This window comes from Nesterenkonia pannonica (assembly GCF_019575955.1).
Lineage (GTDB): Bacteria > Actinomycetota > Actinomycetes > Actinomycetales > Micrococcaceae > Nesterenkonia > Nesterenkonia pannonica.
The window spans coordinates 927,545-940,896 of record NZ_CP080575.1 but is presented as its reverse complement, the minus strand read 5'-3'; the positions used below and the strand labels follow the sequence as shown (position 1 = coordinate 940,896).

Here is a 13,352-nt window from a genome sequence, read left to right as displayed (position 1 = left end):
CCGACGGCGAGGGGCTGCGACTTGGCCGTACTTCGTGCCGGTCCGCCAGCGCAAAACGTGAGAAGTGCCAGCTATAGTCACTGGTTCCCAGTCAACCTGCTCGCGATTATTCACTACAGTCATCAGATCAGTAGTAGCTGAATGAGACCTGGGGGCCAGTTAACGGAGCACCGCAAGGAGTCGCTCAACGACATCTTCCCAGCTTAAGTCGTACGACACGGTGTGAACCCTCTTGCCTGGTTCCTTAGCGTCAGGTTCGCCAACGAGTACTTCTACCTTAGGACCCTGAATATGTATGTCTTCGTAGTTCGCCAGGCCGCTGTGATGAACGACACCTGGGCGGCGAAGCATACGTGACACAAACATAGACCCCGTGCCGTAGCGAGAAAGGAAAACATCCGCCCCCGCTAACCGCTGGATCTTATCCCGAGGGCTGGCACCCACGAGGAGTTCTACACGCGCAGCGACCTCCTGGAGACGCTCCCTAAGCGCATCGGCTACCTTCTTCTCTTCACGGACCCGCCTTAGGTCCCGAGTGCCTGGCGTGTGAGGCAGAGTCCAGCCGTCCAGCAGTACTTCGACTTCCCTCTCGAGTTGCTCACCCAGGCGCCGAACTACGCGTGGAAGATCCCTCTCAAGTGTTGTCCAAGTACCCTTCTCATCGGAGACGTCAACAGCGAGCGTCAACGTTCCCGCCCTCGAAGGCGATTCCTGGACATCGTGTCTAAGGATCCGCGAACTAAGCACGAACTCATCGAAGCGCTCAATACTCGCTTCGTGCGCCTCGTCATGGAGGCCGAAATATCCAACTTTGAAATAGTACTGATCTCGCAACTTCGTTCGATGATTTAGGAAAACCGTCGACGCCGTGTAGCTCGCATACTCAGGATAGAGCGAGTTGAGCGGAAGGTAGTCACCCCTTGGAGCTGAACAAGTTCGACGTCTTGACGAACTTCTGCCGACCCCTCCCAAGATCGGTCTATATCAGTAAATGCCGGAAGTACATCATAGAATAAGTGATAAGGTCGGTGGTGAGAGAGGATAAAACCAGCGAACTCACGACCCTCTTTCAAGGGAAACTTTTCAAACTTTATTTCGGAAAATAGCTTCTCAATATGATCTTGGTGCAACCGAAATGAGATGAGAAGGTTCCGCCGAGGAAAATAAAGAGCCTCGATCGATGAAACACGCTGGATTACAAAGACGAGTTCGTCACCGTGACCGAACGCCACTATATTATATGTGTTCTCATGACTGAGGGAGCCGCGACAGGGAACTGGATTTCCTGTAAAAGGATGGAAAAATGGAGACTTCTCCTGCCGCATACATCGCAGAGCCACTCTATTCAGTTCTTCATTGCGAGCAGCACGTGTTGCATATCTCTGAAAGTTTTCAACTTCGTCTTGCTTCAAAACTCCTTGCACTTTCGAGGCCGACCAGGTTCGAAGCTTAATCACTTCGGGCAACGCCATAACGATTACTTCTCCTCATCCTTAGACCTTGGTGAAAGAGCTACAAGTCGCTCCGCATAATCGGCTGCTGCAGGTTGCGTCGCGATGAAATCCCACCCACACCTTTGTTGGGTTCGCATAGCGTGAGGATCATCCCAGTACGACCGGAGTAGAGAGTGAGTTCTGCCGGGGGCGGCGTAAAGAGCCGCGTCGCCATAAACAGGCTTCATCGCTGGGTGCAAGATACACACCACCCCCAGCTCAAGGGCCCGAACAAGCGTCGGCTCTATGTAGGGGTCCCAGGGAGTGTTCACGTAGTGCACCAGGAAATCGAGAGACCGCAGGTACTCGTCGTAGGGAACCATCTCGGGTGGCACTACAGACCAGTTCGACGGGAGGCGTTCCTTGGGCAGGACGCCCCGGTTCTGCAGTATTTGCACGCTGCTCAACAACGAGATCTCGAAAAGTTGGTCCTCGGGGTACGCGTCACGAATGATATCCGGGTGCGGCCAGTGCCGCTCTTCTTCATCAAGGACGCGTCCCACCACCGCACGCGTTGCCCGTCGTTCCTGGCGAGAGTCTGGGTCAGGGGCCAATACAGGCGTTCGCCAAAGTTGAGTATGTACGCCTGTGGTACTGAGGAGCTCACGTAAGGCTTCCTCAACGACAGGGCCCTGACCAGCCCAGACTGGGACGACGCCGAATGTGTTCGCCACGTTGCGATTGACGCGTTGGACACTGTAATTGCGCTCCCCGCCGTGCGGGAGAGTCGGGAACTGGCTGGCGACGATCGTCACACGTTGGGGCTGAATACCCGTCGGCGCCCCAGGTTTTAGCTCCATGGCGCTCGGCCATGCGAGAACGAGGTGCGCGGCAGTGGCGGTGGTGTTCCATGTAACCCACTCGACGGTCCCCAGCCGCCAAGCTTCCTCTATCTCAGGGGCAAGGCGACGCTTCGACGCAGCAGCATACAATCCGCCTTGCAAAGGCATAATACCGACTTTCATTCCTGCGCGAGCAGCTGCATCGATCTGACGGCGCATAGTCAGTGCGGGTCCGCCCAAGAGTCCGAACTCAGATACGAACACGATATCGAAATGCGAGAGTTCGTCCTTTCGACGCTCGGGCCGGAAAGAAGACGGTGAATAGAACGCTCGCTCTTCTTCAGGAAGAAGCCGTGCCGCTCGTCCCCGCTGAATCTCGGTGTGCCAGTAGCTATAGGCCCATTGGTAAACCTCACGATCCGGATGACGGTACCCGAGCCCGAAGTCGGAACTTGTAAGGTTGTCATCTCCTAGGAGGGAGAACGCCATGGGCGCATTGATCAGCGGCTTAAGTTTCTGTCCGAAGACCAATTCGTACCGTTTCCGGTACTCGTTGTCAGCGGACTTTCGAATAGGGTCCCAGTAACCGAGCTTCTCCATGACTTCGTCCCGTCGGAACATGATGCAGGCAAAGCTAGGATGAATGACGCGGTCTGGACCCCATCGAATCTGGAACATCATGTCTTCGTCGACTCGGGCCCAGTTCACGATGTTCGCATGCTTGGTGGGGTTATCCATCAGCTCCCGCGCCTGCAACTCAATTCGTTGAGGGTGGTGCCAGTCGTCCTTGTCGGCTATCGTGACAAAATCTCCCCGCGCCATTTCAAAGGCGTCATTGCGGACCGAGTAGGCACCACGGTTTGCTTCGCAAAGGACAAGTCTTATTCGATCGTCTTGCGCCGCCCATCGTCGCAGCTGGTCGTGATAGGCCGTCGGATTACCATCCTCATCCTTGGGAGGTGACGCATCATCCACAATGATGATCTCAAGATCACGCCAAGTTTGGTCGAGCAAAGAGCGAATCGCTACGTCTGTGGCGGCGTTCGGCTCATAAATTGGCATTATCACGGTTACAAGCGGCAGGTCAGGCGACACTAGGGATGCTGCCTCAGCTTCACTTGAGAGCTGATAAAAATCTGGCTCTGCACCAGTCTCTATTCGGATCCCGGCGAGGTTCTCTTCGTCGAGCATGTCGTTAAGCTGGTGAAGCCACTGTTCAGTAGAAGCCTTTTCACCCGGGCTCCGCAGATTAGTATTATGGGTATTAAGCTCCAGGTATCGCTGGGAATAAGCCCGCGTTGCATTGCTTTCTTCGTAGTCAAGGACTTCGCGAGCTTTGGCGGTGAATCGCCGCTGCGTTAACAGATCTGCGTAATAGGAACGGTCTACGCCATTGGTGAAGGCTTCGAGCCCGAAGGTGTGGTTGATGTACTCGTAGATCGAGTAGACGTCGCCGAAGTCCTGCGCAGCCAACCGCTGGCTGTAGACCACCTGAGCGAGCGTGAATAGACTCGGCAACCAGATACTCTCAGCCATAGCGCTTTGAAGTCGGCTATCTTCACTTCGCAAGCGAGCGAGTTCAAGAAGTTCCATAAGTGAGGCGTAATCATGCTGACCACCAGTGGAAGCCATAGCAAGGACGTCCCGCGCCTCTTCAGATTGAGTTTCTCTGGCCAGGCTGGAGAACCAAGTGAGCCGGGAGGAACCGTTGCGGCGAATCTCTCTCGCCCAATAGTTGAGGGTGGGCAACAGTTCGTTTGAGATGCCTTGCGCTGCTCTGCGGGCGACGGTGACAACACCAGGCGCGTAGTCAGGTCGGCGACCGCTCGAATCGCCCAGGCGCAAGTCGTAAGTACTCTCTACGGATGCACCCGGTGTGTGTAGGCCATAAGTGGTGAACGCAGTGAGAGTCACAGGAAGCTGACCAACGTATTGCCCAAGAAAACGCACCCCACCCCGGCCGGAGGCAGGCGCCGAAACCAATTCCAGTTCCGCCCGGTGCTCACCCACACGAAAGGCGACTCTCTTGTGACGGACCTGTCCCACGAGACTAAGAATGACCTCGGTCCCAGAGAGCCTAAGAGACTCGACAATGATCGTGTCTTCCTGCTTGGGGTTGCGCCGCCACCATTGCATCTTTTGGCGCTCCGCGGGTAGCGAGACGCTCTCTCCACCAAACACGTGCCGTCCAGCATCCGCGTTAACGCAGAGTTCTATTTCATGATGAGCGTCATCGTAGAATTTTGGGGAATGGCCGCTTGGAAACCGTGTTGCCCGCGCTGTGGATGTGTGGGGTCGAGGTAGATCTCGCACTCCACTTCTTGGCCATCCACGGTGAGCACGGGCTTCAGGGTTTCGCCACGGCGACAAAGCCAGCCCCGCACTAGGCCTCGCTCATAACCATGGTATTCGCCGTAGATCTGGTCACCAATAGAGACCCGGGAGTCCGGACCTTCGATGATTTTGGACAGTCGCGCGCGACCGCCCGCTTCTAGCAGCTCTACTCGATGTGGCTGACCATCCCGAAGGAAGGCCGGTAGCTTCGCAGAAAATCCTACGGGTTTGTTACTCGTGCTATCTGGGTAGACTGCGTTGAATGGTTTATCCGCAGTGATCGTGGTGATGGTGGTCCCGTCCACCCGAAGCTCGAGAACCGCTGGGGCGTTCTCGCCGTCGGACTCGTAGCACCAGCCGATCACGATGTTCGAATCGAACTTGGCGGTCTCCAAGATCATTTTCTCTCCAAAGGGCCAACATGAGGAATGTGCAATCAACTTCCGGCAGACTAACAGCACCATGACAGCGCCGAACCTTCAGCCTTCGACCGGTGATACATCCATGCAAAAGCGCAATAGGACATTTCTGCGACCGCAGGTGCCCGCGCGCAATTACCGCCCGGAGGTTCATGGGCTACGTGGTCTGGCGATCCTCGGTGTAGTTATGTTCCACCTCTACGGGGAGGGGCGCGTATCGGGCGGCATTGACATTTTCCTCGCGATCTCGGGCTTCCTGTTCACAGGGATGTTGCTGCGTGAGGCCGCTGAAAACGGCGGGGAGGTGGATTTGGCCCGCTACCTCGGACGCTTAGTGCGGCGCCTGCTTCCCCCGCTGTCTTGGTTATCAGTGCGACCGTCTTGGTGGGGATGGCACTCCTGCCGGTGACGCGATGGGAGCAGCTTTTCGCCGAGGCACGAGCATCGCTGCTGTACGTCCAGAACGTGGAGCTGATCAGCTCACAGCTGGCATACGAGGCTGCCGGGCCGGACAGCAGTCCGTTTCAGCATTTCTGGTCCCTGTCAGTCCAGGGGCAATTCTTTCTGGTGTGGCCCCTAGTTGCCGTCATTGCCGTGATGGTAGCGAATCGCACGCGACTGTCGGCGGCCTCGGCGATGTTCGCCCTCACAGGTGCTGTCCTCGTGACCTCGTTCGTCTTCAGCATCTATATGGGCTATGCACATCAGGAGGCGGCGTACCTGATGACGAGGACTCGTTTCTGGGAGCTGGCTTTCGGCGGGATTCTGGCACTGGTCATATCTGGCCTCAACCTTCCTAGGATGTGGCGTGACACAGCAGGATGGGCCGGACTAGCACTGGTTGTCTCGTCTGGCTTTGTGCTCGATGGGGCTAATGTGTTTCCTGGGCCGTGGGCCCTGTGGCCGCTGCTCGGCATGGCGTTGGTGCTCCTCTCCGCTGACGCAGAGGCCGGGGACCATGCACGATGGGGAACGGTCGCGCATTTGCTCAGCACCCTCCGATTGGCTGGGTGGGAACGTTGGCATACAGCTTGTACCTGTGGCACTGGCCGCTGCTGATCTTCTACTTGGAGCTGCGGGATCACGAGTCCGTGGCGTGGACGGGAGGCTCCTTCCTCCTGGTAGTTTCCTTCCTCCTGGCTTGGCTGACGTTCCGCCTTGTGGAGCAGCCGCTGGTGCGTACGGAGATTTCTTCTCCTAATGCGCTGGTGGCTGTGGCGGCTGCGGCCCTATTGGCCGCAGCCGCTGCTCTCACATGGGCAGTGAGCACGCAGGCAGTCGATACTCCGGGCGGCCAGCCTGCTCCGCCAGCGCAGGAGCGCCCCTCCCAGGGGGCGATGAGGATGAGGACGAAGGGGACGCACCGGACAGCTCCCTTCCGGAGGGATATTCGCTGGCCGGGGTGGACAGAGACGCGTTCCCAGGCGCGCGGGCGATCGTGGACGGCGAGGACGACCTTTTCGGGGCGACGACTTCCTTCCGGATGTGCGCGAGCTCTCCCGAGATGAGCCGATGTACTACGGATGGGATTGCCGCCAGGAGTCAGGTGACGACCCGGGTACCGGCGAAGTGGAAATATGTGAGGACCCGAACGCCCCCGAGAATCCCACCGCTACCGTCATGCTCGCAGGGGATCCCACGCAGGTCAGTGGCATCACGCGTATGCCATGTTGGGTGAAGCGTATGGATGGGAAGTCATCCTGGCGGACAAGAGCGGCTGCCGCTTCGGCTCCGTGGAGAACCCCGACGACGACAAATGCGCAGAATGGAACCGCAACTTCCCCGCTGTGGTAGAGGATAGGCAACCCGACATTGTGGTGACGCCTGGCACGGTCATCTTGGCTGAGTCCGAGGAGGTGATCGAACCGGGGACCCCTGAACGTTGGGACGAAATATCAGGTGCCGGAGCCGAGCTAGTCCTCATGCGCGGCACGGGTCGACCAGTTGATGATGCGGATGAGTGCCTTGCTGAAGCCGATGAAGACGAGTCTGAAGGGTGCGGCCCCGAAGAGGACTTGATTGAAGACTCAAATCCGTTGGAGAACACACACCTGCCTGAGAACACCGCGGTCGTGGATCTGACGGCTGATTATGTCTGCCCCCGAGGCAGGTGTGATGGGGTCATTGGGAACATCGCTGTCTATCGGGACGGTAGCCACCTCTCCACGTACTACGTCGAGACTCTGGCCCCGATGCTCGAAGAGGCTCTGCGGCGCGAGAAACCAGACCTTTTCGAAAACGCGCTTTAAGAGGGATCCGTTACACGAGAGCTGGCGAACCTTCAAGCAATTAACCCGAGACGACGTAGGACTAGAATCACACGGAGACCGAAAGGTACCCAGCCCGGAAGTACCGACCGAGTTGCGCAAGCCCCGTTGAATTCGAGAGTAACAATGTAACCCTACTAGCGGAAATAGGTAAGCCTTTCCGTAAAGAACTGTAGTTCGTTACGGAAAGGCTACCTGGCGTTCCTTTAGGAAGCCTAAGCCGCAATGGTCTCCAGGCCTGCACTTGTGGAACTCTTTCGAGTCTCCAAACGCGCCTCGGCCTCGTGCCACTCACCCTTCCACGCAACGTATCCCGCTTTCCAAGGCTTCCTATGACCAGCCCAGTGAATGAGAAGCGGGTCTGCGACCGGCTCCTGCGTTGGGAGCGAATTCCAACGAGGGTCCAGCTCAACCCGAGTGTTCCCCGCGTAGCAGTTGAGCAGCTGCTGGTCATTTATGCCATATGCCGCGACCCAGGGAAGGTACTGGTGGCCGAAATCATCTCTGCGCATCTTCTCAAGGTTGAGCACCATGATTCCCGCGTTGAAGGACCGGAAGTCGTACGTCAGGTGCTTCGCTACCCGGTGTAGGTAGTCATTGGCACGTTCGGGGTCGCCGCTCATCTTTTTCGCATACGCCCATGCTGTCCTAAAGCCACTAACAACTGTTCTCGTGACAGCATCGCGAGCTGCTAGCGGCGCGTCACCCAGCTCAGTGTCGTACAAGTCACCCACGTCACCGACTGCCAGCGCATCGATATCGTGATAAACGACCTTCTCGAGACCATTCAAAGGTACGGGAGCATCAAACGGTCCATAGTTGAGACGGTGATGTGAGAGAGCATCCCCGTGATCTCGCCATAGTCCAAAGAGTCACACGGAATCCACGTGAATTCGACTTCTGGGAAAAGGTCAACGACTGCGTCCATGTCGTTCTGAGAATGGTCACGGCAGAGCACGTATACGTGAAGGGGTCGCTTGGTATTACTCACCATTCCCTCCACAACGACTTGAGCTTCGTGCTTCAGGTTCCCATCGAGTGCGATGGCAACGTGGACCGACTCTCCTTGAGAATTAACTCTCGCGGCATCGTGCCTCATGTTCTCGCTAACGGACCGAACAACCTCCTGCATGTTGAACGGGAGTTCAGGTAAAGGCGCTGCACTTGAGCTGAATCGCACGTCTGCTTTTTCAACTTCCGGTGCGCAAATTTTCTGCCACGCCTCGTACACCTCGTCTTTAGAAGCACCGTCTACGATCACAGTCAGAATTTGATCGAGCAGCGAATTGATTCTGTCACGCATTTCCCTACGACCCTGCTCATCAGCGTCAAGCAACCCGTTGAAGCGAATGTCAGCCGAGTTTCGGGGCCTGAACTCTACGTTCACTCCAGCTGCCCATGCGGGGAGGTAACAGTGGAGACGCGAACTCGTAACTTTCGAATACTCGCGTTGGTAATTCTCGATGAGTTTGACAGCTTCGGCGATGTTGGTCGCCACACTGTCATCGCGGACTGCGTCCCAAGCCTGGGTCATTTCCTCTACGCCTCTCGGCGCTCTGGTATCCACGTAAATCTCCGGCTTGCTCGGATCTGTCGGTTGCGGGCCGAAAAGATTACCTGAGGTAGTCGTCAAACATCCCGAGAAGAAAGCGGGAACACCTGCTGCCTTCAAGAGGTAGACGGTGTTCCAATCACGACAGCCGATCGGAGAGTGTTTTTTAAGTACTCGACACCCTCAGGGGTCAGCATATCCAGTCGATTAATGTGGAACGAAATGAAAATCGGGTTAAGATTCTCATGGAAGGGGAAGTCCCTTCCCATACCGAAGAGGTTGTGCGCATACCAACCAAACGCTAACGTCCACGTGTCTTTTGGAATTGGATCAAGGGTCGAGGCGTCCCTATTCATAGTGACAAGGTGCAGGCGTTTCTTGGTCCCTTCAACTTGTCTTTCTGCAGGAACGCGTGCCGCCAGAGCCCTGAATGACTGCGAAAGCTCTTCATCCCCACAAATTCCAAACCCTGTCTCCGAACCACGTGAGACGATGCTGCAATGGTTTGGACGTAGTCCCCAATGTTGGAGGATGCGCGCCCACGGTCCGGAGCCTTGTAGGCCATCACAGCGAAAGGAACATCCCCGACTCTACCGCGTCCGGCACAGACGGCTCGTTTCCCTGGCGGGCCCATTGGCCCAACCATTCGAGCTCCTTAAGATCGTTTTCGTCCTCCTCATTTGATCCCTTGAAACGGTCTCGCACGAGTTCATAGAAGCGAGCGGCGTCCCCGTACGTGCGGCCAGCGAGAAGACCCGAAAGGACGTCGACACACGTTGGCAGATCGTAGTTCTCGGCATGATCGAAGATCCCCTGCGCGAAAGCGGCCATGTCGTTCGGTGCACTCCAAGCCGCTGCTAAGAGGTACTCACCCGGGGCATATTTCAGAACGTCACCCTTGGGCGCTTGGGAGAATCGCTCCCAGGCGAGTTCATCGCGGAAGGTACCCGCAGCTACCAGAGCCTCTCCGATCAAACCCGCTCCACTGACGGATGACTGCTGTTGCAGTGCCTGCGCTAATCCCCAGCACGTACATGATCGCCCTCCGCGACCATGTATCGAACAGCTCCTACGATCGCTTCCGTCAGGTTGTGTCCACGTTCAAGAAGGTGAACGAGCTCATTGCCAGCACGGTATCGCTTAACCGACGCTTGCATCTCTGCAAGGGTCTCTTCTGTGATGAGATGCTCCCCAAGGACCTCGTCGAGCTCACGGGGCTTGACCCCATGCTTGTCGCCGCGAGCCTCCGATAGGACAGCCGGTATTGACGGGCTTCTTCCTTGACAGTCTTGAGGTCGGCTTTGCCAGATTCCTTGGCAACTCTGAGGTCCGTTTTGTTGGCTTCCTTAACGAGGCCTCGAAGCTCTTTTTCTTTCTCGGAAGTCAGTTCCGCACCGATCATCTCGCGTACCTCACTAGGAGGCACCCTCAATGCCGACGCAACGAGCCGCCGGTAGGCGAGTTCGTAAGGACCCGACTTACGCCGTCCCTTGGCGCGTGACGCATGTGCCCTCTCCAACGCGGAATCACGGAGCTCCCTCTCCTTATCGGGAGTCAATTCCGCACCGATCATCTCACTCACTTCACGAGGGCGAACCTTCAAGGCCGAAGCGACCAAACGTCGATATGCTGACTCGTAAGTCCGGTCATCGCGCCGCGTCTGCTGCCTGAAGGTTCGCCGTGACTGGCGCACCTGCTGTCGGACCTCCCGCTCTGCCTCGGCAGTCAATTGATCGTCTACATGCGACTTGAGCTCTTTGGGATCAAGCTCTAGAGCGGTTCCCGCGAGGCGGCGGTATGCCCTCAAGTGGTTTCGGCGCTCTTCCTGAAGTCCTTGGTTAACTTCTCGAAGCTCGAGAACCTCTTGACGAAGGCCCTCAAGTTCAGCGATGGCCACCTCTTCCGTGACGACACCGTGTTCAGACTCCTCTAAATTCAAATGGTCCGCGAACTCGTCGACCGAGGCATCCAATAGCTCTTCTTGTCGCGTAGAGTTTTTCGAGGTGCGACGGGAAAATATCATGGGTGGTGGAAATACCTTTCTTGAGCCTCAGAGGCGACGAGCTTTTCAGTCGCGGGCGAATTGCCTGAGTTGGAGGGTTCGAACAAAGTCAGGTCCGCAGAATACCGGATAAGGCTGTAGAAGACTTTTGAGAGGGAACAGGTCTGACGCAGGCGAGCCCATTGAGACCAGACTCGAGTCCTGCCTTTGAAGCGTGGTCGATTCTCTTAAGTGTCACTCCTCTTCCCTGGCAACCAACTGCTGTCAGACGAGGACCAAGCGAAATCGCGAATGTCCGGCTCCACCACGAATAGTTCTCCAGAACCAGTGACGCTGAGTTGCACGCTCGCGAAGTGGGTGCTGCCCTCAAGCGCGGCTGCATCCTCCTCTAGCGCCTCGTCTGCCTCCTGGAACTGGGCTTCGGACCACGCCTGATACTCAGGAGCCTCGCGGTCCAGGGGTGCAGGGTCTTCGGCACGACTCAATAAGTACGGAAAACGAACTTCAACAGTGTCGCCTGCCGTGTCGGGAGCCTCATGACACTCCACCGAGGCGAGCCCTGCTTCTCCGTTCTCGCTCAACTCAACGTCGTCGGCCAGAGCCGGTTGTTGCCCATTGGCAGCGAGCTCCTCCGCGTTATTGGCTCCGACTGGGCCAAGACTCAGAAGCAATCGCTGTTCGTCCGTGAAGTCTGCCTCGACCAGCTGAGGCGAACCCTCGGTGTCACCCTCAGCGATGAACGTCGAGGCCCACTCCTCCGTATCCTGGATACGCGCGAGGTTGTTCTCGTCATAGTGGTACTCGATCTCCAATGTGCACCGAGCGTCTTCTGACTCAAATATGCGCACCGTTGCTGCCTCAAGGACACGGTCCTGAGCGTAATCCTGTGCCCGGTCCGACTCATCGTTGTCCACCACATACTCTGGCAGCTCAATACGAACCTCGTCCTCGTAAGGACCGGCCCCGGCCTCTTCTAAGTCCACATCCAGCCGATAAACGCCACCCTCAGACTCTTCCGGCCCCTGATCATCGGCACCGCTCTGTCCCTCGTCATTCTCATCAGCACATGCGCCCAGGAGAAGCAGGGACAGGGCGGCCAAAGACGCCGGAATTACTTTGAGCATCTGTTTTTCACGCATCAAGTCGGTGCCTCCATCAATTCGTGTATCAGTACTTGTGGTGCTCGGAATCAGTGATGTGCTTCTTCGTGGAGCCCACATGCACTTGCGCCTTGCGGACCTGCTCCACATACTCCCGGAAGTCATCGGTCATCAGGTCCACCGCCACCGCGTCGAAGTGCGCCCACTCCGTGTTTCCCAGCTTCACGTGCTTCTCCACCATGCCGGCACCGGCCGCGACGGCGAGCGCTGAGGCCATCCACCCGAAGTCATGGCTCGAATAGCCCGGCACAATGCGCGGTCCCGGCTTGTCCGCCTGCCGCTCCGCCAGATCCGCGTAGTGCCGCACCACGCCGATGTTGGTATGCTCGTCCGGGGTCGGGTACGCCGAATTGCAGTGCAGCAGATACAACGTGTCCTGCCTGGTGAACGTCGAAAGCAGCCACTCCTCATACGACTGATCCGTCATCCCCGTCGAAATCACCAACGAGCCCGTGTAGTTCTCCGCGACGTAGCTCAAGTAGTCGCGCTTCTCCGAGATCGTGGAGGGAAGCTTGATCAGCGGAGCATCCATCTCCATCATGAACTCGAAGCTCGGCTGATCCAGGACGCTGGCGAACCAGCCGATCCCCAAGTCCTTGCACAGCTCGTCCAAGAACCGGAACCCCTCACGGTCCAGCTCGAGCTGCCGCGGTAATCCCCGAACGTCGTGCCGAACGGCGACTTATATGCCCGCGCCAGCTGCTCGGGGCGTAGAAGCTCTCCACCTCACGCTTCTGCACCTTCACCCAGTCCGCACCGGCAGCATGTGCCGCACGCACCAGCCTCCAAGCGTCCGAGGTCGCCGAAATGATTCGTGGTGAGCTCCGCGGTGACTTCCACGTGCGGAGTCTCCGGCTCCGGCTCATCCCGGATCGCTGGGATCTTGCCGGTGGGCTCCGAGATGAGCATCCGGAACTTCTCGTTGAGATCCTCAACGGTCAGGCTCGAGAACTCGTGGGTGCCCACGTGATGCACCGTGAGGTTCGAATCGTCCAGCACGTACAGCGCGTTGCGCAGAATGTACTGCTGCAGGTGGATGCCAGCCCCACGACCCGAGGTCAGGTGCGGTGCGTACTGAGTCGTCGCCGCCCGGGCCATGCCGGCGTTCGGCGTGAAGTCGAAGCCCACCATGTAGACCGTCTGAGGGCGCCCCTTGTGATCCGCGATCGCCCGGGAGATCTCCAGGGCGGTGAGGAACATGGCCTCCTCGATCACGACCTCCTCCCGGCTCTGGAACCGGGAGAGCATGATGTCTTCCTCATCGTTGGACAGCGGCATGAACGGCAGCCTCACCACCGTCTTGCCCGGAACATCAAAATCCGTGGACGTCACATACGCATGCG

The 13,352-nt window shown here is 57.5% G+C and carries 12 protein-coding genes; 2 read left to right on the top strand and 10 right to left on the bottom strand.

Annotated features, from left to right (window positions below):
• Window positions 1-159: 159 nt before the first annotated feature.
• The 3 genes from K0H76_RS06910 to K0H76_RS06900 form a co-directional block, all read right to left on the bottom strand.
• The gene (locus K0H76_RS06910; RefSeq protein ID WP_258934911.1) at window positions 160-834 is read right to left on the bottom strand and encodes a hypothetical protein; all 675 of its coding nucleotides are present in this window, start codon (window positions 832-834) and stop codon (window positions 160-162) included.
• A gap of 643 nt (window positions 835-1,477) precedes the next feature.
• The gene (locus K0H76_RS06905) at window positions 1,478-4,285 is read right to left on the bottom strand and encodes a glycosyltransferase (protein WP_258934910.1); all 2,808 of its coding nucleotides are present in this window, start codon (window positions 4,283-4,285) and stop codon (window positions 1,478-1,480) included.
• Window positions 4,286-4,488: 203 nt separating this feature from the next.
• A complete protein-coding gene (locus K0H76_RS06900) occupies window positions 4,489-5,010 on the bottom strand; it encodes a hypothetical protein (RefSeq protein WP_258934909.1) in 522 nt (173 codons plus the stop codon).
• Between the two features lie 408 nt (window positions 5,011-5,418).
• On the opposite strand from K0H76_RS06900, the gene K0H76_RS06895 reads away from it, so the two are divergent.
• Both K0H76_RS06895 and K0H76_RS06890 read left to right on the top strand, forming a co-directional pair.
• Window positions 5,419-6,087: an acyltransferase gene (locus K0H76_RS06895; RefSeq protein WP_258934908.1), complete on the top strand. Its 669-nt coding sequence runs from the start codon at window positions 5,419-5,421 to the stop codon at window positions 6,085-6,087.
• 608 nt (window positions 6,088-6,695) lie between these two features.
• Entirely contained in the window at window positions 6,696-7,277 is a 582-nt protein-coding gene (locus K0H76_RS06890; RefSeq protein ID WP_258934907.1) for an SGNH hydrolase domain-containing protein, read from the top strand.
• A 233-nt stretch (window positions 7,278-7,510) separates the two neighbouring features.
• Here K0H76_RS06890 and K0H76_RS06885 read toward each other — a convergent pair whose 3' ends face one another.
• The 7 genes from K0H76_RS06885 to K0H76_RS06855 form a co-directional block, all read right to left on the bottom strand.
• Window positions 7,511-8,086 carry a hypothetical protein gene (locus K0H76_RS06885; protein WP_258934906.1) on the bottom strand — a complete coding sequence of 192 codons (576 nt, stop codon included), beginning with the start codon at window positions 8,084-8,086 and terminating at the stop codon, window positions 7,511-7,513.
• Entirely contained in the window at window positions 8,083-8,793 is a 711-nt protein-coding gene (locus K0H76_RS06880) for a hypothetical protein (protein ID WP_258934905.1), read from the bottom strand. Before K0H76_RS06880 ends, K0H76_RS06885 begins: the two co-directional genes overlap by 4 nt.
• A 618-nt stretch (window positions 8,794-9,411) precedes the next feature.
• Window positions 9,412-9,822, bottom strand: coding sequence for a hypothetical protein (locus K0H76_RS06875; protein WP_258934904.1), 411 nt, complete (start codon window positions 9,820-9,822; stop codon window positions 9,412-9,414).
• 109 nt (window positions 9,823-9,931) lie between these two features.
• On the bottom strand, window positions 9,932-10,819 hold the full coding sequence (locus K0H76_RS06870) for a hypothetical protein (protein ID WP_258934903.1): 888 nt from the start codon (window positions 10,817-10,819) through the stop codon (window positions 9,932-9,934).
• A gap of 257 nt (window positions 10,820-11,076) precedes the next feature.
• Complete coding sequence (locus K0H76_RS06865) at window positions 11,077-12,069, bottom strand: hypothetical protein (protein WP_258934902.1); 993 nt, start codon at window positions 12,067-12,069, stop codon at window positions 11,077-11,079.
• Window positions 12,017-12,622 carry an N-acetylneuraminate synthase family protein gene (locus tag K0H76_RS06860; RefSeq protein ID WP_258934901.1) on the bottom strand — a complete coding sequence of 202 codons (606 nt, stop codon included), beginning with the start codon at window positions 12,620-12,622 and terminating at the stop codon, window positions 12,017-12,019. The genes K0H76_RS06865 and K0H76_RS06860 overlap by 53 nt, the downstream gene beginning before the upstream one ends.
• Window positions 12,623-12,735: 113 nt before the next feature.
• The gene (locus K0H76_RS06855; protein ID WP_258934900.1) at window positions 12,736-13,341 is read right to left on the bottom strand and encodes a hypothetical protein; all 606 of its coding nucleotides are present in this window, start codon (window positions 13,339-13,341) and stop codon (window positions 12,736-12,738) included.
• Between the last annotated feature and the right edge of the window lie 11 nt (window positions 13,342-13,352).

Coding starts and splice junctions, on each gene's coding strand:
- K0H76_RS06865 (WP_258934902.1), bottom strand. CDS start 12,069: ATGTGGGCTCCACGAAGAAGCACATCACTGATTCCGAGCACCACAAGT.
- K0H76_RS06895 (WP_258934908.1), top strand. CDS start 5,419: ATGGCACTCCTGCCGGTGACGCGATGGGAGCAGCTTTTCGCCGAGGCA.
- K0H76_RS06900 (WP_258934909.1), bottom strand. CDS start 5,010: ATGATCTTGGAGACCGCCAAGTTCGATTCGAACATCGTGATCGGCTGG.
- K0H76_RS06890 (WP_258934907.1), top strand. CDS start 6,696: ATGTTGGGTGAAGCGTATGGATGGGAAGTCATCCTGGCGGACAAGAGC.